19 protein-coding genes are annotated in these 26,786 nt (G+C 68.8%); 8 read left to right on the top strand and 11 right to left on the bottom strand.

Annotated elements, in window-relative coordinates:
- Positions 1-96: 96 nt before the first annotated feature.
- From QHF89_RS32760 to QHF89_RS32750, 3 genes are all read right to left on the bottom strand, one after another.
- A complete protein-coding gene (locus QHF89_RS32760; protein ID WP_136971300.1) occupies positions 97-468 on the bottom strand; it encodes a type II toxin-antitoxin system PemK/MazF family toxin in 372 nt (123 codons plus the stop codon).
- A complete protein-coding gene (locus tag QHF89_RS32755; protein ID WP_284721215.1) occupies positions 434-5,077 on the bottom strand; it encodes a TolB-like translocation protein in 4,644 nt (1,547 codons plus the stop codon). The genes QHF89_RS32760 and QHF89_RS32755 overlap by 35 nt, the downstream gene beginning before the upstream one ends.
- Positions 5,078-5,253: 176 nt before the next feature.
- Positions 5,254-9,855, bottom strand: coding sequence for a sigma 54-interacting transcriptional regulator (locus QHF89_RS32750; protein WP_284721214.1), 4,602 nt, complete (start codon positions 9,853-9,855; stop codon positions 5,254-5,256).
- Positions 9,856-9,975: 120 nt separating this feature from the next.
- On the opposite strand from QHF89_RS32750, the gene QHF89_RS32745 reads away from it, so the two are divergent.
- From QHF89_RS32745 to QHF89_RS32735, 3 genes are all read left to right on the top strand, one after another.
- Entirely contained in the window at positions 9,976-10,680 is a 705-nt protein-coding gene (locus tag QHF89_RS32745) for a hypothetical protein (RefSeq protein ID WP_136971297.1), read from the top strand.
- 35 nt (positions 10,681-10,715) lie between these two features.
- On the top strand, positions 10,716-11,186 hold the full coding sequence (locus QHF89_RS32740) for a Kazal-type serine protease inhibitor domain-containing protein (protein ID WP_284721213.1): 471 nt from the start codon (positions 10,716-10,718) through the stop codon (positions 11,184-11,186).
- Between the two features lie 149 nt (positions 11,187-11,335).
- A complete protein-coding gene (locus QHF89_RS32735) occupies positions 11,336-13,396 on the top strand; it encodes a phosphocholine-specific phospholipase C (RefSeq protein WP_136971296.1) in 2,061 nt (686 codons plus the stop codon).
- Between the two features lie 21 nt (positions 13,397-13,417).
- Here the strand turns inward: QHF89_RS32735 and QHF89_RS32730 are convergent, their stop codons facing one another.
- Positions 13,418-13,852, bottom strand: coding sequence for an STAS/SEC14 domain-containing protein (locus tag QHF89_RS32730; protein WP_136971295.1), 435 nt, complete (start codon positions 13,850-13,852; stop codon positions 13,418-13,420).
- 111 nt (positions 13,853-13,963) lie between these two features.
- Here QHF89_RS32730 and QHF89_RS32725 point away from each other — a divergent pair, with 111 nt between their 5' ends.
- The 3 genes from QHF89_RS32725 to QHF89_RS32715 are packed head-to-tail and all read left to right on the top strand — an operon-like array spanning position 13,964 to position 16,992.
- Positions 13,964-15,034 (top strand): cation diffusion facilitator family transporter, encoded by a 1,071-nt coding sequence (locus QHF89_RS32725; protein WP_136971294.1) that lies wholly within the window; start codon positions 13,964-13,966, stop codon positions 15,032-15,034.
- A 58-nt stretch (positions 15,035-15,092) separates the two neighbouring features.
- A complete protein-coding gene (locus tag QHF89_RS32720) occupies positions 15,093-16,355 on the top strand; it encodes a hemolysin family protein (RefSeq protein ID WP_342763977.1) in 1,263 nt (420 codons plus the stop codon).
- Between the two features lie 52 nt (positions 16,356-16,407).
- Positions 16,408-16,992 (top strand): hypothetical protein, encoded by a 585-nt coding sequence (locus tag QHF89_RS32715; RefSeq protein ID WP_136930041.1) that lies wholly within the window; start codon positions 16,408-16,410, stop codon positions 16,990-16,992.
- 18 nt (positions 16,993-17,010) lie between these two features.
- Here the strand turns inward: QHF89_RS32715 and QHF89_RS32710 are convergent, their stop codons facing one another.
- Genes QHF89_RS32710 through QHF89_RS32700 form a run of 3 tightly spaced genes read right to left on the bottom strand, consistent with a single transcriptional unit; the run spans position 17,011 to position 20,006 of the window.
- The gene (locus QHF89_RS32710; RefSeq protein WP_136971292.1) at positions 17,011-18,168 is read right to left on the bottom strand and encodes a hypothetical protein; all 1,158 of its coding nucleotides are present in this window, start codon (positions 18,166-18,168) and stop codon (positions 17,011-17,013) included.
- 51 nt (positions 18,169-18,219) lie between these two features.
- Complete coding sequence (locus QHF89_RS32705) at positions 18,220-18,966, bottom strand: LytR/AlgR family response regulator transcription factor (protein ID WP_136971291.1); 747 nt, start codon at positions 18,964-18,966, stop codon at positions 18,220-18,222.
- The gene (locus QHF89_RS32700) at positions 18,963-20,006 is read right to left on the bottom strand and encodes a sensor histidine kinase (protein WP_136971290.1); all 1,044 of its coding nucleotides are present in this window, start codon (positions 20,004-20,006) and stop codon (positions 18,963-18,965) included. The genes QHF89_RS32705 and QHF89_RS32700 overlap by 4 nt, the downstream gene beginning before the upstream one ends.
- 154 nt (positions 20,007-20,160) lie before the next feature.
- Between QHF89_RS32700 and QHF89_RS32695 the strand changes: the two genes are divergently transcribed.
- Positions 20,161-21,627, top strand: a complete 1,467-nt coding sequence (locus tag QHF89_RS32695) for a B12-binding domain-containing radical SAM protein (RefSeq protein WP_136971289.1) — start codon at positions 20,161-20,163, stop codon at positions 21,625-21,627.
- Positions 21,624-22,187 (top strand): M23 family metallopeptidase, encoded by a 564-nt coding sequence (locus QHF89_RS32690; RefSeq protein ID WP_284721212.1) that lies wholly within the window; start codon positions 21,624-21,626, stop codon positions 22,185-22,187. Before QHF89_RS32695 ends, QHF89_RS32690 begins: the two co-directional genes overlap by 4 nt.
- Positions 22,188-22,206: 19 nt before the next feature.
- On the opposite strand, the gene QHF89_RS32685 is transcribed toward QHF89_RS32690, so the two are convergent.
- The 4 genes from QHF89_RS32685 to QHF89_RS32670 all read right to left on the bottom strand — a co-directional run bounded on the left by QHF89_RS32685 (position 22,207) and on the right by QHF89_RS32670 (position 26,761).
- Positions 22,207-23,679, bottom strand: coding sequence for a serine/threonine-protein kinase (locus QHF89_RS32685; RefSeq protein ID WP_136971288.1), 1,473 nt, complete (start codon positions 23,677-23,679; stop codon positions 22,207-22,209).
- A 10-nt stretch (positions 23,680-23,689) separates the two neighbouring features.
- Positions 23,690-24,409: a cellulose binding domain-containing protein gene (locus QHF89_RS32680; RefSeq protein ID WP_284721211.1), complete on the bottom strand. Its 720-nt coding sequence runs from the start codon at positions 24,407-24,409 to the stop codon at positions 23,690-23,692.
- Between the two features lie 9 nt (positions 24,410-24,418).
- Positions 24,419-25,504 carry a CDC27 family protein gene (locus tag QHF89_RS32675; RefSeq protein ID WP_136971286.1) on the bottom strand — a complete coding sequence of 362 codons (1,086 nt, stop codon included), beginning with the start codon at positions 25,502-25,504 and terminating at the stop codon, positions 24,419-24,421.
- A gap of 417 nt (positions 25,505-25,921) precedes the next feature.
- Positions 25,922-26,761 carry a C45 family peptidase gene (locus tag QHF89_RS32670; RefSeq protein WP_136971285.1) on the bottom strand — a complete coding sequence of 280 codons (840 nt, stop codon included), beginning with the start codon at positions 26,759-26,761 and terminating at the stop codon, positions 25,922-25,924.
- Positions 26,762-26,786: the final 25 nt, after the last annotated feature.

The following is a 26,786-nucleotide window of genomic DNA, read 5'->3' as shown; positions in this document are numbered from 1 at the left end:
TAAAAACTCGAACCACGTCGCAAAAGGGTGGCTGCTCAGCAGCAGCCACCGTTGCCGCCATGCTTGCGCGAAGTAGCCCCACAAGGGGGAGGGGAGCTACCGAGGGAAGAACGACGACTGCTGAAATCGCAGGCCCGCTAGAATCTGTTCGACCCGCTCATCGGAGAGCGCCCCGATGCGCTCGCCGAGCCGGGCCTTCTCCACCGAAGAGATTTGCGACACGACCACGACGCTCCGCTTGGGCAGGTTGCCTTCCTCCTCGTCGAGCAGCACGTTCCCGGGCTCGTGGGCCCGGTGCAGGTTCGACGTCAATGCACACACGACCACGGTGTGGATGCGTGAATGGTTGAAGACATCGTCCTGCACCACCACATGCGGATGAACGTAGCCCGGGACGGACCCGCGTGATTCATCCGGCTCGAGCCAGAACAGGTCACCTCGGTTGATCAGCGCTGGACCCGTACCCATGCCCCTTCCTGTTCCTGCGCACGCGCCGGCGCAAAACGATGCCCAGGGCCCACGCGATCAGCGCGCTCGGCGCGAGGGACGCCGCGCGGGGCGCGCCCGCGACCTTGCATCCACAACCCTCCTCGCCCGCGGAATCACGCCCGCCGGTGCCGGAAGAATCGCCGCCTGCGCCGCCTGCGCCAGGGTTTGAACCACCCGCGCCCGGATGGGAGCCACCGGCGCCGGGATCGGAGCCGCCTGCGCTGGAGCTGCTCGTGCCGCCGCCGGCACCGGAGCTGCTGCTCGATCCGGCCTGAACCACGGCCTCACACCATTTCATCGCGACATTGCACACGTAGCCCGGGGCGCACGCCGTGTCGTCCGTGCAGCTCGTGGCGCACTTGTCCGCGATGCACGTATATCCTTCCACGCAGTTCGTCTGCGAGCCCGGGGCGCATGTCCCGCTCCCATCACATTGCGAGGGGCTCGTCTGCGTCGTGCCCTCGCAGGAGCCCGCCGCGCACGACGTGCCCGCCGCATACATCGCGCAATCGCCGGCCCCGTTGCATTGCCCGTCGAGCCCGCAGCTCGAAGGCGGCTGCGCCGCACACTCGTCGTCGGGATCCGTGCCCATCTTGATGGGCTGGCATTGCCCGTCGGCCCCCTGGCCTTTCTTGGCGGCCGTGCAGGCCTCGCAAGATCCCGCGCAGGCCGTGTCGCAGCAGACGCCGTCGACGCAGAAGCCCGAGCTACACGCGGCGCCGGTCGAGCAGGGGACGCCGGGCATCCCCGGGGGCTTGCAGGCGCCGCCGAGACAAATGGTGCCGGACAGGCATTCGTTGTCGTTCGCGCACGGGTTCTTGCACGATCCCGCCGAGCAAACGTGGGGCGCGCAGTCCTTCCCCGCCGGATCGGTCACGCACTGGCCCATGCCGTCGCAGATCTGCCCCTTGACGACGTTCCCCTGGCAAAGCGAGGCCCCGCAGGAGGTCCCCTGCGGATGGAGCTGGCAGGCCCCCGCGCCGTTGCATTGGCCATTCTGTCCGCAGCTCCCGGCAGCTTCGAGCGCGCATTCATTCTCGGGATCCGTACCGCTCGTGATGGGCCCGCACACGCCGTTCGCGCCGGCGCCTTTTTTCGCCGTGGTACACGCCTCGCAAAGGCCGGTGCAGGCCGTGTTGCAGCAGACGCCGTCGACGCAAGCGCCCGATTGGCACCAGACGTCGCTCGTACACGCGGCGCCGTTCGGCTCGAGCTTGCCGCAGACGCCGCCGACGCACACGTTGCCCGCCGTGCAATCGGCGTTCGCCGTGCAGGTCGTCTTGCACGCCCCCGCCGCGCAGGCATACGGCGCGCAATTCGTGGCGGCTCCCGCGGCGGCACACGTGCCCATTCCATTGCACGTGTTCGACTGCGCGGCATCCCCCACGCACACGGCTCCGCACGGCGTGCCCTGCGCGTGGAGCTGGCAGGCACCGGCGCCATTGCAGCTCCCTGTCGTTCCGCAGGAGCCCGCGGCCTGGTTCGCGCATTCGTCGTCCGGGTCCGCGCCCATCGTGATGGAACCACATTCGCCGTCGACGCCGCCGCCCTTCTTCGCCGCCGTGCAGGCCACGCAGGCGCCATTGCACGCCGTGTCGCAGCAGACCCCGTCGACGCACGAGCCACTCGCGCACTGGGCGCCGGTCTGGCAGGAGACGCCATTCACGCCGAGCGTCGGATCCGAGACGAGGCGGGCCCGGACCCGATCAGCGCCATGAGGCTGCGCGGTGTCGAAGCGGTGGTAGACGAGCAGCGCCTCCTTGGAGGGGCCTGCGGCAATCGCGGGGGCGAGCTCGTTTTGCGCCAGATCATTCGCAAGGACGATGCCCGTCGTGTCCGTCACGACGCCGCCGGGCGTGAGGCGCGCGCCATAGAGATCCTGGCGACCGCCCGCCGCGCGTTCGTCTTCCCAAACGACCCAGTATTGCGTGCCGTCCCAGATCGGTCGCGCTTCGGCTTGCCGGTTTGTCGCCGTGGAGATGCCGATTCCCATCGGATCGAGCACGGCGCCGCTGCCATCGACGCGCGCGCCCCGAACGTCGGCGCCGTTGTCCCACGTGACCAGCCAGTCGGCGCCGTTCGACGCCACGCCGGGGTTCCACTCGGACGACGCGGTGGCTGCGATGTTGATGGCGAAATTGCCCGTGTCGAGCACGACGCCGGCCGGCGTCAAGCGCGCGCCTGCGATGTCGAACGTGGGCGCACCGGGCCTCGCCCATGCGATGAGGTAGTTCGTCCCGTTGAAGGCGACCGCGGACGACGAGCCGCCGCTCGACGAGATTTGAATGCCCGTCGCATCGAGCTTCGTCGCGGTCGGGGAGATGCGGCTCGCCCAGATTTCGGCGCTCACGCCGTCTTGCCATGTGACGAGCCAGTTCGTTCCATCCGACGAGACCGCGGGGGAGCTCTGGCTGCCGGTGGCGGTCGCGATCGGCAGCCCCGGCGGATCCAGCACGCTCCCGTCGCCGCCGACGCGCGCGGCGTAGACGTCGTCGTTGCCGGCGCGGCCATCGGTCCAGGCGACGAGCCAATCGGCGCCGAGCGAGGCGACCGAGGGATAGTATTCGCTGCCCGTGGCTTGCGAAATCGCGATCCCGCTCGGATCGAGCACCGTCCCGCTCGTCGTCAAGCGAGCCCCATAGATGTCCGCGGTCGCGCCCGGGCGCCGATCCTCCCATATCGCGAGATAATTCGTCCCGTTGTAGGCCACGGCCGGACGTACCTCCGCGTTCGCCGCGCGGGAGAGGAGCTGGCTTGTCGCGTCGACCTTCGTGAGCGTGGGGGAGACGCGCAATCCAAAGACGTCGGCTGGGTTGTAGGAGCTCGTGAGCCGTGTATCGCGGAAGGCGAGAAAGAAGTTCGTCCCATCGTACGCCGCGGCAGCGAGCGTGCTCGAGCCAGGCTCCCCGATAAGGGCTGTCTTCGGGGTCGTCACGTTGCCGAGCGAATCGACCAAGAGGCCGTAGATCTCGCTGCTCGTCTCCGCGAACACGCCGTACCCGTTGCCCGTGAAGACCACCGACAAGCCCGAGCCGTTCTCCGCGAGGTACTTGCCGGAGCTGGAATCGAGCATCGCGCCCGCATTCGTGATGCGCTGGCCGTAGATGCCGCTGTCCCGCCATACGGCGAACCAGTTCGTGCCATCGGAAGCGACGTCGAGGTCGCTCGTATTGCAATAAGAACAGAGGGTGAGGTTCGACGCGTCGAGCACCACGCCCGAAGGTGTGATACGGCGGCCGTGGACGACATCGGTGCTGCTGCTAACGTTATCGAACACTACCAGGTAGTTCGATCCATTGAACGCGACGCTGATGTCATTGAGGTAGACACTGGGCGGCGCGATCGTGAACTCCGGGTTCATCGCCCCGCTCGGCGCGACGAGGCGGCCGTAGAGGCCATAACCCCGCCGGTAGGCGACGAGGTAGTTCGTCCCGCCGAACGTCACGGCGGCCGGCCCCTCGGCCCCCATCATGGTCGTCGCGGCAATCGGGATGCCGTTGGGATCGAGCACGGCGCCACTGTCGCTCACGCGCGCGGCGTAGATGTCATTCGAGGAATCTTGCCGCGCGTCGGTCCACGTGACCATCCAGTTCGTCCCGTCGAAGGCGACGTCGGGCTTCTGCTGCACGCCGGCCGCGCCGGAGATCAGGATTCCGGAGGTATCGAGGATCGTCCCCGCGCTGGAGACACGAACCCCATACAGGTCATCCGTGCCGGTGCGCCCGTCCCGCCAGACGACGAGGAATTTCCCAGCGCCGTAGGCGACGACCGCCTCCGTTTGAGTTCCCGGAGCTCCGCCCTGAATCTCCTGGTCGATCCCGAACTCGGGTCCGATGACCGGGTCGAGCACGGCCGGAAAAGCGCCCTCGTCGAGCGCGCGCTCTGGGACACGCAAGACGATGTGCCCCGCCTCGAAATCGACGGGCACCGAAGTTTTCAATCCGCGGGCGTCGATCCACGTCGCGACGCCATAACGTACGCCGAGCCCCGTCGCCGGATCCACGAAATGAAGCCCGGTCTTGGTCTCCTTCGCGAAGGTCTCCCCCGAGACCGCGATCCGGACCTCGAGATCCCCGCGCCCCTCGGGCTTCGTCGCAAACGAAAAACTCTGCTCGACGCCCTGCTCGGTGTTTTCGAGGTGCTCGACCACATCGCCGTGCGTGATAGCGACGCGCGCGCTCGGATCGAGGTCCGCGCGCGCGCCGCGCGCGCTTTGCAAGGATACGCCGCCTCGCTCGATTGACGTCAGGGTGGCGACGAACGCGGCGCCTTTCACGGCCTCGCGCCCTGGCCCCTCCCCGGCAGGTTGGTACGGCGCGACCTCGAACGAGCGCGCATCCGCGCGCACGGCGTAGGTCGTGTGGCCGCCGCGGAACGAATCTCCCTCGGGGCGAAACGCGAAGTGGACACGTCGCATGACATCGCCGAGCCCGAGCTGCCCCGCTGCGGACGCCGGGGCGTGGCTCGGGGGCGCGTGCGTTGCCTGCGCGCCGCCCTCGGGCGGTTCTGCGTTCGTACACCCGAGCGAGGCACTCGTCAGCGCCAACCACAAGGCCGTGCGCGCCGTGCGCGGCCGTGATCGAACCAAGGACCCGAGGGAGCAGGATGCGCGCAAAACCGTAGACATGCAGTTTCCTCGCAGGATGTTGGCCCGCCCCGGGCCTTCGAGCCGAGGTAGGCGCCGATCGCGCTCGCATCTGGCGGCAGGTAAGCCAGCGTGTCAACCGGAATTACGCGCTGCGGCGATGCTTTGCGCGACCGGGATCACCTGGGTCGCGTGATGCCATAACGTTCGAGGCGACGATAAAAGGTCGCGCGTGGAATGGCGAGGGATCGTGCCGCCAGCGCGGCATTCCAGCCGCTGTCGGCGAGCGCGCGGAGGATGGCCTCGCGCTCGGCGTCTCCGCGCGGCCGCTCGATCCGCCGCGAGGAAAAGGGGCGCGCGTCCCCGAGGCCGAGATCCCCGGGCCGGATCACGTCGCCCTCGGCGAGCACGATCGCCTTCATGAGCACGTTTTCGAGCTCGCGCACGTTGCCGGGCCAGGAATGGGCGAGCAGCACGCGCATCGCCGAGGGCGTGATGCGCGGCGCGGGCCTGCCGAGCTCGCGCGACGCGCGCGCGACGAGGTGGGCCGCGAGCTCCGGCAGGTCTTCGAGCCGGTCGCGGAGGGGCGGGAGCGTGACCTCCACGACGCCGACGCGGTAATAAAGATCCTCGCGAAAGCGGCCGAAACGCACCTCGGCCCGGAGCGCGCGGTTCGTCGCGCAGACGAGCCGAAAATCGACGGGGACCGTGGTGTCGCTGCCGAGAGGGCGCACCACGCGCTCTTGCAGGACGCGGAGCAATTTGGCCTGCACTTCGAGGGGCATTTCGCCGAGTTCGTCGAGGAAAAGCGTCCCGCCCGACGCCGCCACCATGAGGCCCGCGCGGTCGCGATCCGCGCCGGTGAAGGCGCCTCGTTTGTGGCCAAAGAGCTCCGCTTCGAGCAGGCTCGCCGGCAAGGCCGCGCAGTTGATCCCCACGAAGGGGCCTGTCCGGCGCGGGCTCGCTTCGTGCACGGCGCGCGCGACGAGCTCCTTGCCGGTGCCGCTCTCCCCGAGGACGAGCACCGGCAGCGGGGACGCGACGACGCGGTCGAGTGTCGCGAGCACGCGGCGGAGGGCAGGGCTGCGGCCGACCATTCCCCGATCGTCGTGGCGATGGTCGAGCGCCTCCTGCTTCGCGCGCACCTCGTCGCCGAGGCGTACGATCTCGGCGGCCTGGAGCCGCGCGAACTCCTCGACCTTGCTGCGCTCGGCTTCGAGTTCTTCGGTGCGGCGCCGGAGATCGTCGATGAGGCGCGCGCGCCGGAGGACGAGCGCGACATGATCGGCGAAGCCGAGGAGCAGGTCGATGTCGGCCTCGCGAAACCTCGCCTCGGTGAAACGATTGTCGAGGTACAGCGCGCCGATCACGCCGTCGGGGGATCGGATCGGGACGGCAATGACGGAGCGGAGGCGCATGGCGTGCACGGAGGCATTGTCCCGGAAACGTTCGTCCTCGCGCGCGTCGGCGGTGCAGACGGGCTGGGCCGTTCGCATGGCTTTTTCGGCGATCGAGCGGCTGTATTTGAGGTGGCTCTTGCCGATCTGTTCGCGATCGACGTTGCGCGCGGCAGGCACGTGCAGCGCTCCCGAGCGCGGGTCTTCGAGCACGAGGAAACCTCGTTCGGCGCCCGTCAGCTCGATCGCGGCGTCGAGCGCCATCACGAGGATGCCGCTCGCCTCGTCGGTGCCATTGAGCTTTCGGTAAAGGTCGAGCAAGCGCGCGAGTTTGTCCGCGCGTCCCTCGGGCGCGTCCGCGGCGTGGCGCGGGACAGGCGCCCGTGTTCGCCGTCGTGGATGGGCGAAAAATGCGCTCCGAAGCTCGGGGGCGAGGCCCGCGACGGCTTCCTCCCAGAGCGCGTCCGCGCGGGCGCGGAGCGTCGAGGCGCGCGCGCGTTCGCCGGCATGGTCGAGCGCGGCGGCGAGCCGGCTCGTGCAGACGGCGACGAGATCGGGCTGCCCCGCGCGCTCGGCGAAGTCGAGCGCTTCTTCGAGCCGATGGAGCTCGCCGGCCGGTCGACCACGCAGGCGGTCGAGCTCCGCCCGCCCGAGCGCTTCGCGTGCTGCGACATCGGGCGCCTCGCGCGTCTCGGCGGCGACTGCATCGAGGGCGCGTGCGCCGGCCGGGAGGTCGCCGGCCGCGAGCTCGATCTCGGCGCGTTCGAGCGCGACTTCGGCCGCCTCGCGCGTCATGCCGAGCCGGCCGAAGGCCACGCGGGCCCGTTCGGCGGCGTCGCGGGCGAGCGCGAGATCCCCGAGGCCCAGCGCATTCTCTCCGACTGCAGAGGCGGCCGCTGCGGCGATGGCCACGAGCCCGGCGGCCGTGGCGTCTGCCTCGGTGCGTGTCGCCGTGCGGAGGCCGCGCTCGAACGCGCCGACGTCGGCCCACAACTTCGCGAGGTTCGAGGCGAACAGGAGGCCGACGTCTTGCTGGCCGAGCGCGCGGCTGACCCGCGCGCCGCGCTCGTAGGCTTCGAGGGCCTCCGCGAACCTGCCGAGCTGGTGACACGCCGTGCCGAGGTTCGAGCACGTCCGCGCGATGGCGTCGCTCAGGCCGTGCTCCTCCGCGATCCAGAGCGCCTCGTGGTGGCCGGCGAGCGCCGCGCGGACGTCGCCCGCGCGGTAGTCGTGAATGGCGCGATAGCTCCGCGCGCGGAGCAAACGCCGCGGCGAGCGCTCGGTCGCGGCGGCCGAGAGAAGCTCCAAGAAATGGCGCGCCGTGCGGAGATCACCGAGGTGGGTCGCGGCGACGACGAGATCCTCCAGGAGATCGGCGCGCACGTCGTCGTCCGGCAGCGCGGGCGCGGCGGCGAGCGCAGCCTCGGCGACCCCACGCGCCTCCGCGTGGCGCCCGAGCCGCGTGAGCGCGCGTGCTTCGAGATCCGCGCGCCGCGCCTGGTCCACCGCGTCGAACGGCGCGCGCGCGGCCTCTGCGAGGACCGTGAGCGCCCGCTGCGCCTCTCCCTGCTGCGCGAGGCAACTCGCGAGCGTGAGGAGCGCGCCGCCGCGCCGCGCTCCTTTTCGGAGGCGTGGCAGCCTTCGTTCGATCGCCTCGCGCGCGCGCGCCGGATTGCCGGCGAGTTCGATGACACGCACGGCGAGGTGCCACGCCTCGTCGTCGGCGTGTTCGGCGTCGAGCACGGCCTCGGCCGCACCCCGGAACACGCGTGGATGCCTCACTGCGTCTGCCCTGTGCTCCGCGAGCCGACGCGCGGACGCGGCCGTTCGTCCCGCGAGCGCCCAGTGCCGCACGGCCTGCCCTGCCGCCTCGATGCGTTCTTCGGCCGACGCCGTGGCATCGGCCACGCGTGCGTCGAACGACGCGGCGATCGACGCGTGGGCCTCGCGGATCGCCTCGTTGCGAGCGGACCTGCCCTTCCTCACCGCACGATCGAGCTCGCCCTCCGCGGCGGTGCCGGCCTGGATCTCCGCGACGACGTCGGCGATCGCCGCGGGGTGCCCGCCCGTGGCCGTGCAGAGCTCCGCCTCGACGCCGGAGAGACCCACGTCCAGCATCCATTGCTTCACCGCGTGCGCCGGGAGCGGCCCGAGCGCGATCTCCTCGCAGCCGGCGGGCGCGTCGCCCAGAAGCACGCCCTTCGCGTGATCGATTTCGGTGACGACGACGAGCACCGGATCGGCTGGGTCGAGCGACCGCGCGAGGGCCGAGAGCGCCTCGCGATCGTCGTCGGGCAGGAGGTGGACGTCGTCCACGAGCAGCGCCACCGGTGTGCCCCGACGAACCAGCCGATCCCGCGCTTCGAGCGCGGCGCGCAGGCCACCTTCGGCGAGCGGCGCGGAGGCGGCGCGCTCCACGAGGGATCCGAACGGACGCCGCGTCGTGGCGATGGCTTCGACCGTCACCACCCGCGTCTGCGCGATCCATTTGAGCTCGCGCAGCAGCCGGCTCCTCCCTGCGCCTTCGGGACCACGAACGACCGCCACGCGTGGCCCGGGGAGCCCTGCTTCGAGGCGATCGAGGAGCCCGACGAGGCGGCCGAGCTCGGCCTCGCGACCCACGAGCCGCGGCGCATCCCGCGGCGGCACGCGCACCCAGGATGCGTGCCCGCCGAGCGCTTCGAGGACCTCCTCCGCGGAGGCGGGACGCGCGGCGGGATCCGGGTCGACGAGCCGGCACGCGAGGCGCTCCACCAAAGGCGGCAGCTCGTGCCCGCGCGCGAGCTCGCGCAACGTGACGCCGACGGCATAGAGATCGCTGCGCGCATCGGCGCGTTCTCCACGCAGAACCTCGGGTGCGATGAAGCGCGGCGTCCCGCTCGGCGCCGCCGCCCTCCCGAGCCGGCCGGCGCACGACAGATCGAGCAGCACGCCGCGACCACGCGCGTCGACGAGCACGTTTGCAGGCTTGAAATCGCCGTGCCTGAGCCCGAGGTGATGCAGGAACGCGAGCGCGGAGAGGGCATCGACGAGCGGCGCGCGGAGCGCTTCGAATGCAGACGCGGCCCGATCGAGCTCGCGCCCTTCGATGACCTCGGTCGCGAGGTAGTGCAGCGCGGAGGTCTCGCCATCCCGCGGCAACGACCCGAAATCGAGCACGCGGACGAGGTGCGGGTGGACGAGGCCGGCCAGATAGCCGAGCTCTGCGCGGAGCGCCCATTCGTCCTCCGCGCGCCGCAGCACCTTCAGCGCGACGTGGGTCTCGAGGACGAGGTCTTTCGCGAGGAACGTCCGCGCGAGGCCGCCCTCGCCGAGCGTCGCGACGATCCGATAGCGGTGGGCGAGGATCTCTCCCGGGACGACCAAGCCCGCAAAGTGTCTCACAGATGTCTCAGTGTCACAACGAGACACTTTTCGAGAGGGGAACCGCGCGTTCTCCCCCGCAAATGCGCATGGTTTCCGCGTGGCGTGGCCTTGGTACGCCGCCTGCTAAGGGGCCCGCGCATGATTTCCGGTCGCGTGCTTCTTCGTCTGCTCGCTGCGTCGTTCGCGCTTGGGGCGTGCATCGTGAGCCCCCAGCCAACGCCTCCCGAAGAACCCACGCTCCTCGCGGATCTCATCTCGCCCGGCGGGCCCATGGACATGTCGGAGACCGTGCGTTTCAAGGGCGAGCCCGGCGCGGCCGCGCCGCCCGAAGGCAACGTCGTCGTCACGAACCTGGACACGGCGGATCCGCCGTTCGTGGGGAAGGTCGCCGCGGATGGGAGTTTTGACATCACCGTTCCCGGCGCAGAAATGCATGAATTCCGCGTCGAGATCGTGGGGCCCGGCGGCGGTCGCTCGAACCCCGTCGACCTCGTCCTGAGCCCCGGCGGCGCCACGTTCCAGCCGGGTCCGCGGCCCCTCTCCGATTGCCTCGTGATCGAGCCGGCGCTCTCCCTCGCGTTCACCGGAGCGGGCGATACGGAAACCCTCGTCGTCCGCAATGAATGCCCGGACGAACTCTCGTTCCTCGCGCCGCGCCTCCGCCGCGGGACCGCCGCATTCGGCTTCACGCCGACGGCGCCGTTCGTCCTCGCGCCGGGGGGCGCCGAGACGATCACGGTCGACGTCGGCGCCCCGGCGGGAGAGCGCGTCGACGTGCTCTTCGTCGAGACGACCGGCGCCGTTCGCGATCGCCGTCCCCTCACGCTTTTCGTCATCCCCTGAACACCCAAGCGATTCCCTACGGAAGGAGAACCCCCATGTTTCGATCGAATACGCTCGCCGTCCTCACGCTCGCGTTCCTCGTTTTGCCTGCCTGCGGAGTCCACGTCGATTCGGGCGGCGAGCAAACGGGCTACACCAAGGACGAGGCCCGCGCGATGAACGGCGTCACGAAGGAAGGCACCGACGTCTGCGCCCTCGAAGGCTGGTACGACGACGGCACGTGCGACGATTTCTGTGTGGTCGACGACGGCGACTGCGTGGTCGTCGGCGACACGTTGTGCAGCGAAGAAGCCGGCATGCCGTGTGAAGAAGGGTTTTTCTGCGATTTCCCGATCGACACGATGTGCGGGGCGATCATCGATCAGCTCGGGACCTGCAAGCCCAGGCCCGAAGCGTGCGACCATAACTACGATCCGGTGTGCGGATGCGACGGCCAGACGCATTCCAATGCGTGTACCGCGAATGCCGCCGGTACGAGCGTCGCGTCGGCGGGGAACTGCCCCTGACCTCGACACGACGGCCCCGGCATCCGCCCCACGACGCGTGGTTGGACGGAATGTGACAGGTTCGCGAACGCGCGGCGCGGGGCTGCTTCGGCCTTGAGAAGTCCTCCAGCCGGGATAGTCTCCCGGGACGTCTTGGTTGGAGGTCTTCCGTGTCGAAGCTGAGCAGGCGTTCCTTTCTTCAGGTGAGCAGCCTTGCCGCGAGCGGTTGGGCCTTCCCGGGCTGCATCGAGAAGGCGGTCGAGATCCCGGCCCACGTGAGGACACGCTCGATCATGGACGTCGAGCACGTGGTGATCCTCATCCAGGAGAACCGCTCGTTCGACCACTATTTCGGCACGATGCGCGGCGTGCGTGGCTTCGGGGACCGGTTCACCATTCCCCAGGCGGAAGAGGAGAGCGTCTTTCGGCAGCGCAACGGCGCGGAGGTGATCCAGCCCTATCACCTCGACTCGACGGCCGGCAACGCCCAGCGCGTGGAGGGCACGCCCCATAGCTTCGTCGACGGACACGAAGCCTGGGATCACGGCCGGTACGGCCAATGGCCCGCGTGGAAAGCGCCGCAGTCGATGGGGTACTACAAGCGCGCCGAGCTCGAATTCCAGTTCGCGCTCGCCGAGGCGTTCACGGTCTGCGACGCGTACTTCTGCGGCGCCCACACCAGCACGAACCCGAACCGCCTTTTCGCGTTCACTGGCACCATCGACAGCCTCGGCCAGCACGGCGGCCCGGCCATCGACAACTCGCGCGATTTCCTGGGCGCCATTGAATCGGGCTACACCTGGAAGACGTACGCCGAGCGGCTCGAAGAAGCGGGGATTTCGTGGCTCGTCTATCAGGACTATACCGACAATTTCTCGGACAACCCGCTCATCGGGTTCCGCTCGTTTCGACAGGCGTTCTTCGAGGACCAGGAATCGCCGCTCTTCAAGAAGGGCATCGCGTCGAGGCTTTCAAATCAGAACCTCGATGGGTTTCGGGAAGACGTGCTCGCGGGGCGCTTGCCGCGTGTCTCGTGGATCGTCGGGCCGGCGGATTACTCCGAGCATCCGGGCCCGTCGAGCCCCGTGCAGGGCGCCTGGTACGTGCAGCAGGTCCTCGAGGCGCTCATCGAGAATCCCGAGGTCTTCAGCAAGACGGTGCTTTTTGTCACGTTTGACGAAAACGACGGCTTTTTTGATCACGTGCCACCGCCTTGTGCTCCCTCGCGGCGTGACGACGGCGTGCTCATGGGGGCGAGCACCGTGGACGATACGGGAGAGCGTTATGACGATACGCTCACCGAGCCGCTCGGAGGTCACCCGCACGGGCCCGGCGTGCGTGTTCCCATGTGGGTCGTCTCGCCATGGAGCCGGGGCGGGTTCGTCTGCTCCGAGACCTTCGATCACACGTCGATCTTGCGCTTCCTCGAAGCTCGATTCGGCGTGAAAGAGCCCAACATCAGCCCCTACCGGCGCGCAATGTGCGGCGATCTCCTCTCGGCGTTCGATTTCGTGACGCCGAACGACGAGGACCTGCCCGCATTTCCGAGCCTCACGCAGGAAGAGGCCGATGCCCTCCGCGCGGAGCAGGAGACGCTCGCGCAGGTGACGGTCCCGACGGGGGAAAACGGCTCTCTCCCGCAGCAGGAGACAGGGACTCGGCCGTCGCGCGCGCTGCCCTACGAGCTCGAGGTCCGGTGCGTGATCGACGAGGCCGAGGCCATGCTGACCTTCGTGAACACCGGCAACGCAGGGGCCGTGTTCCACGTGTACGACCGGCTCGCGCTCACGGAGATCCCGCGGCGTTATGCCGTGGAAGCAGGCAAATCCCTCGAAGGGCGTTGGCCGGCGACCGGACAGCAATATTCGCTCTTCGTGCTCGGGCCGAACGGCTTCCATCGTGATTTCGTGGATGCGGGGTCGGAGGGCGGGATCGAAATCGAGACGATGTACGACGTGGCCGGGTCACGGCTCGGGATACGCTGCACGAATGCGGGGGCGGCCATGCGCCGCTTCCTCGTGACGCCACGCGCGTACACGAAGGAGGGGGCGACGCTCGATGTCGATGCGATGGGCACGGCGGACGCGTGGTTCGACGTATCCCCGAGCGGCCGCTGGTACGATTTCTCGGTGACCGTGGAGGGGGAGGCGTCTTTCCATCGTCGTGTCGCGGGGCGCATCGAAAATGGAGAGCCGTCGATCACCGATCCGGCGATGGGGACGCCCGGGTGAACCCGGCGAAGGGGACTCGCGTCACCGCCGCGGTCCTTGGCGCGGCGGCGGCGGATCGCGGAAAGGGACGAGTTGCGCGCGGGCCTGGGCCTCCGTCTTGAAAAAAGCAAGCTCGAATGGAAAAGCGTGAGGGGCGAGCGCGCGGCCCGCTTTGACGACCATCGCCGCCACGATTCCGAGCGTGAAGCTCGTGCCATGAACGGCGATGGCGCGGTACGGATACGGACGAGCGGCCCGAGAGAGCTTCGACCGCGCATCGGGAGGGATGCTTTCGAGGTCGCGCATGTCTACGAGGAACGCGAACGTGCCGTAGCGGTCGCCGAGCTCGTACACGAGGCTCTTGTACGCATCCACCTCCGCGACATCCAACGTGCCGTGCATCTCCATGCACAGGAAATCCGGGGCCTCCAGCCATAAGCGTTGCTTCCCGCACATCCACTCGAGCGGAGGGCTCATCCCGCCTTTGTACGCAAACAGAGCGCCCCGCGTACAGCATTTTCCTTCCTCGTACCTGCGGGCGTGGCTTGACCGGGAGGCCGTCCCGCGCTGGGATGCAGAGGAACACCGATGGCGACTCCTTCCTCCTTGCCCGCCGTGATGGCCGCGCTCGCCGCGAACACGCTGGTGACGCTCCTCAAGTTCGTGGCCTTTTTCCTGTCCGGCTCGGGCGCGATGCTCTCCGAGGCCATCCACAGCGCTGCGGACACGGGCAACCAGCTCTTGCTCTTCATCGGGCTGAAGCGCGGCGCGCGGCAAGGCGACGAAGAATTCCCTTATGGATACGGCGGCGAGCGCTTCGTGTTCGGCTTGCTCTCGGCCGCCGGCATTTTTTTCATCGGCTGCGGCGTCACCGTGTACCACGGCATCGAGGGGCTGCGGGATCCCCACCCGACCTCGGTGAACGTGGTGACGTTCGTGGTCCTCGGGCTCTCGTTCCTGATCGAGGGGAGCGCGCTGCTCTTCGCCGTTCGGAGCATCGCCGCGCAGCGCGGGAGCATGCCGTTCTTCCAGTACGTGCGCGAGAAAGCGGATCCCGCGTCGGTGGCGATCCTGCTCGAGGACGGTGCCGCCGTGCTGGGTCTGTTCCTCGCCGCGGCCGGCATCGTCGCGTCGTACCACACGGGGAGCCCGGTCTGGGACGCGATCGCGTCCATCCTCGTCGGCCTGCTCCTCGGGTTCGTCGCGATTCACCTCGTCACGCAGAATCGCGGTTTGCTCATTGGGATGGCCGTCCCCGACGGCGTGGAGGAGACGTTCGTCCGCGTGCTGCGCGAGCGGCCCAGCGTCCGCGGGGTGCGCGACGTGAAGAGCCGGCGGATCACGCCCGAGCTCTACAAGCTCAAAGCCGAGGTCACGTTCGAACCGGCGTTCCTCGCGGCGCGGCTCGATCAGGCGTTGCCCCCGCAGCCCGGCGCCCTCTCGGGCGTGGAACGCGAAGCGACGCTCCGGACGGTGGCGGACGGCGCCCTCCGCGCCATCAGCGACGAAATCGACGCCATCGAGGTGGCCGTCCGCGCTGTGATCCCGGAGGCGGGGCACATCGATATCGAGGTCGACCATCACCTCGAAGAGCGACGCGCCGAAGGGACGCAGGATCACGCGCCTCGTCGGGCGCCGGCCGCCCAGATGTGGGATTGATCGGCTCTCTCGAAGGAGGTCGCCCATCGTCCCCGAGCTCCTCGTCATCCTCGCGCTCGTGCTGGTGAACGGCGTCCTCGCCGGCGCCGAGATCGCGGTCGTGGCCCTGCGGGGCTCCCGGCTCGATCAGCTCGTCGGCGAGAAGAGCAGGCGCGCGCGCGCCGTGAAAGAGCTGCGCGATGATCCCGAGCGGTTCCTCGCCACCGTGCAGATCGGCATTACCGTCATCGGCGCGCTCGCGGGCGCGTTCGGCGGCGCCACGTTCGCCGAAGATCTCGCGCCCTTGCTCCGGCGTGTCCCCTTTCTCGGAGAGCACGCCGACGCCATCGCGCTGGGCCTCGTGGTCGTGCTGATTTCGTACCTCTCGCTCGTCCTCGGCGAGCTCGTGCCCAAGTCGCTCGCGCTGCGCTACGCGGAGACGTATGCGCTTTTCATCGGCAGGCCGCTCCTCGGCCTCTCCTGGCTCGCGCGCCCGCTCGTCTGGTTCTTGACCGCGAGCTCGAACGTCGTGCTCCGCCTCGTCGGGGACAAAACCACCTTCACGGAGGCGCGGCTCTCGCCGGACGAGCTGCAGCAGCTCGTCGGGGAGGCGGCGAAGGCCGGCTCGCTCGATCCGAGCGCAGGCGAGATCGCCGCCCGCGCGCTCGATTTGCCCGAGCTGTCTGCGGTGCAGGTCATGGTCCCGCGCCCGCGCGTGGTGAGCCTGCCGCACGATGCGCCGCTCGACGAGGTGCGCCGCGTCGTCGCCGCGCATGGGTATACCCGAATGCCGGTGTACGAAGGGGATCTGGATCGCGTCATCGGGTATGTGAACGTGAAGGACATCTTCACGCGCGCCACGGGCGAAGCGCCGTTCACCGTGAAAGAGGTCTTGCGGCCCGCGTACTTCGTGGGGGAGACCATGCGTGCGGTCTCCTTGCTCGACGCAATGAAGAATCGCCGAACGCAGCTCGCCATCGTGGTCGACGAGCTCGGCGCGACGAGCGGCATCGTCACGCTCGAAGACCTCGTCGAGGAGCTCGTGGGCGACGTCTTCAGCGAACACGAAGCGCCCGGGCCGGAACTCGTGCGGCGCGAGCCGGACGGGACGTTCCTCGTCCTCGGCAGCGCGCCGGTGCACGACGTGAACCGCGAGCTCGGGCTCGATTTGCCCACCGGCGAGGGCTTTTCGACCCTCGCGGGGCTCGTCCTCGATCTCGCGCGAAGCATCCCCCCGGTCGGGGCGCGGCTCGAAACGCCGGACGGGACGAGCCTCGAGGTCGTCGAGGCCACGCCACGACACGTCAAAAAGGTGAGAATCAGGCCGCCCGTTCCCCGGTAGCAGGCGCGTTGACATTCGCTCCGCAGACGGAGACGCTCGTTCGTGAGGTCACATGCGAACCCACGGAGCTTGTCTGGCATTCCTTCTGACGTCCCTCGCCGCCACCACGGCCGCCTCCGCCGCAGAGCCGGCACCGCCGATGGCGGCGTATGCCCTCCCGTCCGTCGAGGGGTCACGCGAGGTCTGGTACGGCTGGCAAACCCTGACGATCGCCGGCGCCTCCCTCGGCGTGGGGACCGTTCCAGCGGTGTTTTTCGGCGTGCATCCTTATGTCTGGCCGCTTTCACTCAGCGGAATGGTGTTCAGCGGGCCCATCATGCACTGGAAACATGGGCGGGTCGGCAGGGGATTCGCGGTGCTCGGGATGAACGTCGGGGCCGCGGGGACCGCCCTCGGCCTCTCCCTGCCGGTCGCGTGCATCTTCGAGAAATGCGATGGGTTTTACCTCGAATACGGCATTGCCATGAGCTACCTGGGCGCGCTGATCGGCGTGGTCATCGACGCCGCAGCGCTCTCGACCTACGAGGCCCCCGCGCCGCGCACGGCCCAAAGGCCCCCGCGCCTCGTTGACTCGCTCGCGCCGGTGATCGACGTTCGGCAGGGGCATACGGTGCTCGGCGTGGCAGGCGCATTCTGAGCCGTCCATTGGTTCGACTCAGCGTGGTGACAGGCAAGCCAGGATCGCGTCCCTCGAGAGCTTCACGGCGTTCTCCGGCGCGCTCGTGGCCCCTGTCGCGAGGGCGTCGTCGAGCCCCGCGTAACAATCGCCGCCCACGCGTTCCGGGCCAAACCCTGCCACGTAGTTGATTCCCGCCGCGAGGATCTCCGCCTCCTGCGCCGGCAGCGCCACGGTCTCATACCCCGAGGTGTCGGCCCAGTATCCTTCCACCCAGGAGAGCTCGCCGGGGATCCATGCCCCTTCGACCCAGTGCCCCTCGGTCCAGACGTCCACCCATTGCCCCGGATCGCAGACCGTCTCGTAGATGTCGGTACAGTCCTCCTCGTAATACCCCGGATCACACTGGGTCTCCGAATACCCCGTGTCCACCCATTCGTCGGTCCACTCCACGCAGTTGCCCTCGTCGTCGTACGCGGAGCAGTAGCTCTCCCAGTATCCGTCGTCGATCCACACCTCGTAGCAGGACGCCTCGACCCAATACGTCTCGCACTCCGTCTCGACGTATTCGTCGTAGCAGGCGCCTTCCTCCCACAAGGACTCGGAGTATCCGTCGACCCAGAGCTGCTCGTAATACCCGTCCGAGCGCACCCACGCTCCTTCGACCCAGGCTCCGCGTTCGATCCAGACCTCCTGCGAAGCGTGCTCCGAGGCGGTGAGCACGAGGTAGAGGGATTCCCATACGATCTCCCCCGTCGGCTCCATTCTTACATCGTCGGGGAAGTTCATGGAACGAACGGTCTCGTTCCAGGCCGTGATAGCCTCGTGGTCGCTTCGAAGCACCCGGTCCGCCGCGTGCCCGAAGATGTCCACCCGGCTCTGCTCGGAGCCGTCGATCGGCGCCATGACATCCGCCGAGAGCAGCCCGATCGAGAGAAAGGCCTCCACCTTGTCCCACGTCGCTCCGACGGCCACGATCTCGGCGGGCCCCGGACCCTCGTCCACGCGACGCGCGAACTCGACGTCGAGCGTGCGCGCCTGATCGCCCCGCGTGCCCTGGGACATCGTGTCGTCCATCATCTGGTCGAACGCGGCGAAGAAACCGTCGCTGTACTGGACCGGCGGCGGCTCGCGATTCGTGACGCAGCCGCCGAGGAGGGGGACCATCAGCACCCAAAGGGATCGAAGTGAAGTCATGGTGGCTCCTCGCAGGATATCGCGAAGTGTCGTCCTGCGCAGCAACGAGGATCAATCCTCGTCGCTGCCCGTCCCGCGCGTGATCCCGAGCGCGCGGCGCAGCTCCCTCGCCGCCTGGCGAGAGACCTCGACCGCTTGGCCGTCCTTCATGCGCGCGAGGTAGCCGCCCGAGGGCGTGGGTTCGAGCAGGCTCACGTGTTCGAGGTTCAAGAGCGCGCGACGATGGACGCGGACGAAGGTGTCCGCGGGCAGGCGCTCCTCCAGCGCGGCCAGCGAGAGGACGGTGAGCACGCGCCGCCCGCCGGCCGCAATCGTGACGAGCGCGCCATCGAGCTCGGCGAAGGCGATCTCGGCAGGATCGAGGAGCAACACGCCCTCGCGAGTCTCGATCGCGAGCCGTCGCGCAGCGGGGCGAGGGGTGTCCGTTTTGGCAGCGTGGACGATGCGGCGGGCGCGCTCGATGGCGATCTGCAGGCGCCCGGCCTCCACGGGTTTGAGCAAGTAATCGACCGCGCCCACTTCGAATGCGCTGACGGCGTACTCGGCGTGCGCGGTGCAAAAAATCACGTACGGCCGCGGCTCGGGCAACAAGCGGAGCGCTTCGATCCCGGTGAGGCCGGGCATCTCGATGTCGAGCAGGAGCACGTCGATGCCGCCCTGCTGCACGGCTTTGCGCACGGCGTCGCCGCGATCGCACTCGCCCGCGACCACCACGCCCTCGATCGCGCCGAGCAGCCGAAAGAGGCGCGCCCGCGCGAGCTTTTCATCGTCGGCGACGAGCACCCGCAACGCCGTCACGAGGTCACCTCCGGCAGCTCCAGATCGACCCGCGTGTGGTCGCCTTCGCCGCGGATCGCGAGGCGCGCGCGCCCGTCGTAGGCGAGCGCGAGCCGGCGCTCGACCGTAGGCAATCCGTCGCTGCCCGACCTCGGGCCCGTGTAGGGGCCCGGATTCGAGAGCGTGATGCGGAGCGTGCCCTTCGTGCATTGGATCACGAGGCGCACCTCTCCCGCGTGCCCCGCGCCGGGGCCATGTTTCATCGCGTTTTCCGCGAGCGGCAAAAGCACGAGCGGCGGCACGGGCCAGGGCGAGGCGTCCGGATCGATCTCCGTGACGACCGTGAATCGCGACGGATCACGCAAGCTGAAGAGCTCGAAGAGCGTGCGCACGAGCGCGAGCTCCTGCTCGAGCGGCCACCATTCGGCGCGCACGCCAGCGAGGACCGCGCGCAGCATCGACGCGAGGCGCAGCACGGCCTGCTCGGCGACCGCGCCGTCGACGCGGCACCATTCGGCGATGGCGTTCAGCGTGTTGAAAAGGAAATGGGGATCGAGGTGCGCGCGGAGGGCGAGGAGCTGCGCGCGTTCTGCCTCGCGTGCGAGCTTCTCGGCGCGCGCTCGCTGGGCGACGAGGCGCGCCTCGAGATCGATGTCTCGACCGAGCCCCCAGCCGCCGACCCAGTAGAGCGCGAGCGAGCTGAGCAGGTTCCACGGCGCGGTGAGCAAGCTCGGCGGCAGGCGGAACCAGCGAGGGATCACGCCGCCGATGCCGAAGACCACGATCACGCCGAGCGCCGCATACACGAGGATACGAAGCAGCGTGGGACGATCGGCGGCGATCACGCGCCATGAGACCGGCGCGAGCAGCGTGAACGAGGCGCAGAGCGCGACGCCGACCGCGAGCGAGGCCGAGCCGCCCGAGCGCGCCTGCGCGATGAGGAGCGAGACGATCACCACGAGGATCGGGACGAGGCGGCGCGGCGCGGCGAGGGCGCGCAGGGTCGCGAGCGCGAGGGGCTCGGAAGGCTCTTCGGGTCCAGAGGCCACGTTCGCCGTCATTGGCGAAGGTGATAGCCGATCTCGCGACACGGCGGAACGTGCGACCGCTCGACACGGCGCCGCGACCGCTCGCGCCCCACGGTCGACCGTTCACGCACCTTTGCGCGACTCGCCCGGCTGCCGCGGCTATCGTCGTGTCCCCAGGAGACCCACGATGAAGGTGAGGATCGTCGTCGATTACGTGCCCCGCTACCGTCACGGTCATCAATGGCACTTCGTCCCGCCCGTGACGGGGATCCACCTCGCGGCGATCACGCCGTCCGAGCACGAGGTGGAGGTCATTCACGAGCAAGTGCGCCCCGTCCCCGTCGACACGACGCCGGACGTCGTCGCCCTCTCGTTTTTCTCGGGATTCGCCCGCCGCGCGTATCAGCTCGCCGATCGTTACCGTGCGCTCGGCGTGCGTGTGGTCGCCGGCGGTCCGCACGTCTCGTACTGGACCGAAGAGGCCCTGGAGCATGTCGACGTGGTGGTCACCGGCGAGGCCGAGTCGGTGTGGCCCGAGCTTTTGCGTGACCTCGATCGGGGAACACCGCGCCGCGTGTACCGCGGGGAGCCGGCGTCGCTCGCTGGATTGCCGACGCCCCGCTACGATCTGCTCGAAGACCGCTTCCTCGTCCCGCGCGTCCTCCAGGCCACGCGAGGTTGTCCCTTCACATGCAGCTTCTGCACCGTGCCCGATTTGAATCCGGGCTTCCGCGTGCGTCCGGTGGATGACGTCGTGCGCGACATCGCGACCACGCGGTTTCCTCGTTTCTGGCAGGACAAGGTCGCCTGGTTCTGGGACGACAACCTCCTCGTCCAGCGGCGCTGGGCCAAGGAGCTGCTCCGCGCGATGGTGGGCCTCGATCGGTGGTGGCTCACGCAGGCGTCGATCGACATCGTCAAGGATCGCGAGCTGCTCGACCTCATGGAGCGATCCGGATGCATCGGCATTTTCCTCGGCATCGAGAGCCTCGACGAGGCGGATCTCCGCAGCGTCGACAAACGCCAGAACCGGGTGCGCGAATACCGCGATGCGATCGAGCGCCTCCACGATCGAGGAATCTGCGTGATGGCGGGCTTCATCTCGGGCTTCGACGATCAAACGCCGGAGACGATCGTCGCGACCGCCGACCGCCTCAACGCCGTGGGCGTGGACGTGCCCTTCCTGAGCGTGCTCACCCCCTTCCGCGGCACGCCGCTCTACGACGAATACCTGCGCGACGGCCGGATCCTCACGGAGCGCGACTGGGGCCATTACACCGGCTACGGCGTGGCCTTCCGTCCCGCAAAAATGCGCCCCGACGAGCTGCTCACGGCGCATCGGCGGCTCTGGAACCGCGCCTTCTCGCCGGCGCTGGTGATGGATCGGCTCGCGCGTGGAGCCCGGCAATTGAGCCGCGGCGGAATGATGCTGTCGGCGGCGATGAACGGGTTTTACGGTCTGAAACAGCTCCTGGGCAACGAGCCGGCGTCGCCGCCGATCGATGGAGAAGGGCAGATCGTGCACCCCGATCCGAGGGAGGCGCCGTTGCGACTGTCGCAAATTGGCGTGCGTCGCGCCGAAAAGAAGAACGCCGCGGGGCGTGAAGAAGTGCCGGCCGCGGCGCACATCGCCAGCGCGGCAGGCCTCCGGTGAAGCGCCCGCCGCCCTCGCGACGACGAAGGATCGCGCTTCTGAGCTTCGTGCTCGGCCTCGTCTTGTCCTGGGCGGCGTATGCCTTCGACGGCGCTCCTCTTCACCCGCCGGTCGACGGCGTATCACCCGCGCGCATTCCACGCTCCTTTGGCGCGCCGCGCGACGGCCGGCGCTCGCGCCATCAGGGCATCGACATCCTCGCGCCGCGTGGCACGCCGGTGCGCAGCGCTGCGTGGGGGGTGGTGGTGGCGATCGAGAAGCAACGGCACGGCGGGAACGTCGTCTTCGTTGCGGGTCGTGGGGCGCTGCTTTTCTTTTATGCGCACCTCAATGGGTATGCCCCAGGGCTGCATGTCGGGCAGGTCGTCTCGAAAGGAACGCTCCTCGGCTACGTGGGGGACAGCGGCAACGCGAACGGTGTCCCTCACTTGCACTTCGAGGCGCGCCCCGCCGCGACGCTCTTTGCGCCCATCGATCCCCTGCTCTTGATGGGACCCCGGCGCGCGGAACCGGCTGCGCGTATCTTCGCCGCGCTCGCGACGATTGCAGAGCCGCGTTGAATGCGCGCTTTTCAGCCTGCTAAAGCTCCGAGGGGCGATACATCGGGCCGCCGCTCGAAGGCCGCGCGGTCGCCGTCGGGGGCGCGTTTGGATCACGCTTCGTCGTCGCGGTGGCCTTTCCCGTATTCGACGCGGAGGGCGCCGCCCGCGCGGACTCCATCGCGGGCGGCGTGGGCGCCGCGGAGGCGCTCGGCGGGGGCGCGGGCGCGAGAACCATGCTCGGCGTCGGCGTGATCGTCGGCGGATCGACCGAGGGCACCGGCTGTGACAACACCACGGGCGCGCCCTCGTTGGTCCTCGGAGCACGAAGCATCCAAAAGGCGCCGGCGGCGAGCGCGACCGCCGCGACGCTCGCCATCACGAGCGGCGCCGTCCGCATGTGTTTGCCGCGAGTCTCGTCCGGAGGCACGATCACGGCCGACGCGCTCTCCGAGGACTTCCTGTCGGGAGAGCTCATCCTGTCGGGGAAACTCGCGGCCGACGCTCGCCCGGAGACGGGATTCTCGATGCGCGTCGGGACCTGCGCGGCCTGGCCTTCCGCGTTGCTCTTCGCGCGCAAATCGACCAGCGGGGTGTGGACCCCGTGCGCCCGGACGAACGACGCCACGGCGCGCGGCGTGGCGATCTTCATTCCCATGCTGCGGGCGGCTTCGTCCAGGGCCTCGGCGAAATCGGCCGCCGTGGAATATCGATCGTCCGGGTTTTTCTCGAGCGCGCGCATGCACACGGCGTCGAGCGCCTCCGGGACGTCGGGGTTCACGGAGCGCGGGGAGGGTGTCTCGCTCGCCACGACCTTCGCGAGCATCTCGGCCTCGCTGTCGCCGCGGATGAGCCGCTGCAGCGCCATGAGCTCCCACAACAAGACGGCGGCCGCATAGACGTCCGTCCGCCGATCGACCGGCAATCGCCCCGCCTGCTCGGGCGACATGTACCCGATTTTGCCCTTGAGCTGCGAGCCGTGGGTCGTCGAGATACGCGCCTCGGCCCGCGCCACGCCGAAATCCGTGATCCTCGCGACGCCGTCCACGCCGATGAGGACATTCTGCGGCGATACGTCGCGATGCACGAGATGGAGGGGTTTGCCCTGCGCGTCCGTCAGATCGTGCGCGGCGTGCAGCCCGGCGAGCATGTCCAGAAACACGCGGAGCGCGATCTCGAGCGGCAGCGTGTTCCCTTGCTTGTGGAGGGAGCGCAGGAGCTGCTGCAAAGAAGCCCCCTCGATGTACTCCATCACGATGAAGACGCCCCGCTCGTCCTGCTGGACGTCGATCGTGCCGACCACGTTCGGGTGGCGGATCTGCGCGGCGAGGCGCGCCTCGTCGAGGAACATCGCGACGAACTCGGGCTCGTCGGCGAGGTGCGCGTGCATCGTCTTGACCGCCACGAGCCGCTCGAAGCCGCCCATGCCGCGGGCGCGCCCGAGGTACACGGTCGCCATTCCGCCCGATGCGATCAAGTGCAGGATCTCGTACCGCCCTCCGCGCAGATCCATCGTGCTCCCCTCAAGGCTCGTTTCCCCAAACGAGCACACCCTTCGAATAGAGCGTGACCTTCGTCCATTCCTCGAAGTCGACCTTCGTCGGATCGAACGAGTAATCGCTCGTCTGGTTCACGGGCGTGAAGTTCTGCGTGTGCAGGCGCGCCTGGATCTCCCCGGTGGTGTCGCCGGTGACGAGCACCCCGGCGTCGGGCAGGAACGATATCTCGACGTACATGTCGGCTTTCACGCCGGTCGCCGCGCCAAACGTCCCCGCCGTGTAAATGCAGTTGAACGGGGCGAAGTCACAATTGTAGACGAAGTTCGCCCCGCCGTCCCTCGTGAACCAGTAACGGATCGTGAGGTCGCTCAGCGGCACGTTGTCCTGGGTGTCGTTCACGATCTTGAAGTGCGGCTTGATCTGGATGTCGTCGGCCTTCGTGTTGGCCGCCTTGTATTGCAAACGAAGGCCGTCCGGAGGCGGGCCGCCGCCGCCCATGCCGCCGCCGCCCATGCCTCCCCCCATGCCGCCGCCGCCCATTCCGCCGAGGCCCGCTCCACCTGCGCCGGCATCACCTCCGGCGCCGCCGGATCCGGGACCCGTGGCCCCGGTCCCGCCGCTCGGGGCGAGCCGCGGATCGTACCCCTCCCAATCGAAGCTACACGCGCCGACGAAGACCGCGGCGACGGCGGCGACGGCGAGCAGGGGAGACGACGCGGGACCACGCCCAAGGATCGGACCCATTTCCCCCTCCTAAAAAGCTACCGTGCAGTGAAAGCCCGCGCGCCCCGGGGACATCGTGAAGCCCGCGCCCACGGCGGGGCCCGCGGGCGACCCGAAACGCGTGCGTGCAGGATCCGAGGGTGGAGCGCTGCGACCGGCCGACGGCCCGCCGAGCCAGACCATGAGCCCCCCGCCGAGGAGCCCGGCCGCGCCCAGGGCGAGGCTGACATTGGCGGCCGTCGTCAGCGCTGTGCCGCTGTCGACGACGTCGGCATATTTCAGATCGGTACAGCGCGCCCCGTGGCACTCGTCTTCGAGCGTCGCGAACCGGCTCCGGGCCATGAGCCCCGTCACGCCGAAGACGACGAGCCCCGCGACGCCGACGCCCGCGAGCGCGATCCCCGCCGTCCGCACGGCGCCGCCCCGCCGGACCTCGTCGCCGGCCGGCTTCGGGGCCTCCACGCGCACCGGGGCCGTCGGCTCGACCTTCTTGGGCGGCGGCTCCGGGAACACCACCGTCACCTGCGCGCTCTCGCCCGCCTTGACCGCTTGCTCTCGCCGCTCGACGCGCCCGTCCGTGTGGGTCGCCGTCACGACGAGGGTCCCGGGGTCCACCGCCATGGGAACGCCCAGTTTGTCCGGTGGTAAACGTGTTCCATTGACCGTCACGTCGACGCCCGCGGGATTCACGAGCTCGACGACGAGTTTTCCCACCTTCGACTCGAGGAGCGCGACGTGCTTCGCGGCTGCGTCGCGGGTCCGTACGTATTTCGGCTCGGTCTCCGCGCGCGTCGTGGCCTCGCGCAGCGTCGCGGACATTTCTTCGTAGGCCTCGGCCGTCCTCCCGAGCGCGACGAGGCAGGTGCCTATCATGATGCGCGCGTTCGGGCTGCTTGAAGCATTGTAGGCGTGGCGAAAGCCAATGAGCGCCTCGGCAAAGTTGCCTTGATCGAAGAGCTTTTGCGCTGAGGTGTAAAGATCCTGCGCGGATGGAGTGCTTTGGGTTTGGCCCCCCGTCGCGGCGTCTCCGTCCCCCTGGGCGATCGCGGGCGTCGCCGTGCAGAGGAGCAGGGCGACCACGAAACACGGGTACACGCGATTGCGGGTGCAGGTCATTGGCCTCTCCCTCGTGGAGGCTGCGGCGGTACGTGCACGAGAGGGCTCCAAGTGGCCCTTGACCGCTCGCTCGATGCGGACGGTGGTAGGTCCCCCCGGATGCTGCGATCACGCAGCGTCCCGCCTGTCTCCCCGCAAAACCCCATCGCCGAGGCCACGCTACATGAAAGGTTCGGCCGTCGCGACGGCATTGATGGTAAAACATCATTTTTTACCGTAGGCGAGCCTCACGCGCGGCGTCGTGGCCGGGAGGTACCCCGTATCGCTCTGCCTGGAAATGTACGGCCCGGGTACGTCGCCGAATGCTTCCTGGAGTCGCCGCCCGTCGATCTGCCCGAGCGCGTCGGCCGAGGGCCTCTCGTTCTCGCGGAGGAGCCCGTCGAGCCCCGCGAGCTCACCCCGCGGCTCTGTTCGGCTTCAGAGCCGCTTCGTCTCGTACGACTTCGTCCTCGGATTGCCGTTGAGGAGGTAGTCGGCGCTCACGGATCCGTTGGCCGCCGTGCCGATGAACGTGGCCTGCGTGAAATACTGCCCTGGCTGCCCCGCGATGCGGCAAATCGAGAGCTCCGTCTCGCCGTAGTACTGATCCCGCAGCACGGCCTTGATGGCCTCGATGCTCGGCTGCCGATCGAGGATGGCCTCGGCGCGGGCGAGCCGAAGGTACGTGCTGTGATTCTGGCTGTACTTCACGGTTTGCTGGAACATCCGCGCGTGGTTCGTTGAAACGAACCAGCCTTGCCGAGGCGAGAGCGTCAGGACCTTCGCCGTGCCCGGCCGGTCGCCGGGGTAGTATTCGAGAAAGATCGCTTGCGTGGGATCGGCGATCAGGACGATGTCGGGGGACTTGAAGCTCGGATCGGGGTTGCCCGGATCTCCCTGGGTCAAGTACCAATTCGAGAGGTATGCGATGGCGTCCGCGCTCGTGCCGTGGTCGGCGATGGACGCCTCGTAAGCCCGGAACAACGCGTCGACCGGGCTGCTCTCGCCCACGTGGCTGCTCGTGCGCGCGCATAACGAAGGCGGCGTGTCCGGGCTGCCGGGGTCTTGTTCCGTGTAGTAGTCGGCAGCCACGAAGCCGACGCCTCGCTGGTTCACCCCCGACCAGATCCCCGGGCGCCCCTCGCGCCGGAAGGCGAGGTAGCGCCCCGCGATCCCCTCGGCGATGTCGGGCTCGAGAAACTTCGTCTTTTGCGTCAAATCACACTGCTTGAACACATGCGTCGTGCCCTCGACGCGGACCCACCCAATGGTACACATGGCGTCACCTCGTCTTTCCAGTGTC

The sequence above is a fragment of the Polyangium sorediatum genome (genome assembly GCF_029946465.1).
GTDB lineage: Bacteria > Myxococcota_A > Polyangia > Polyangiales > Polyangiaceae > Polyangium > Polyangium fumosum.
Note: the sequence above shows the minus strand (reverse complement) of the source record. Positions and strands in the feature narration are given on the sequence as shown.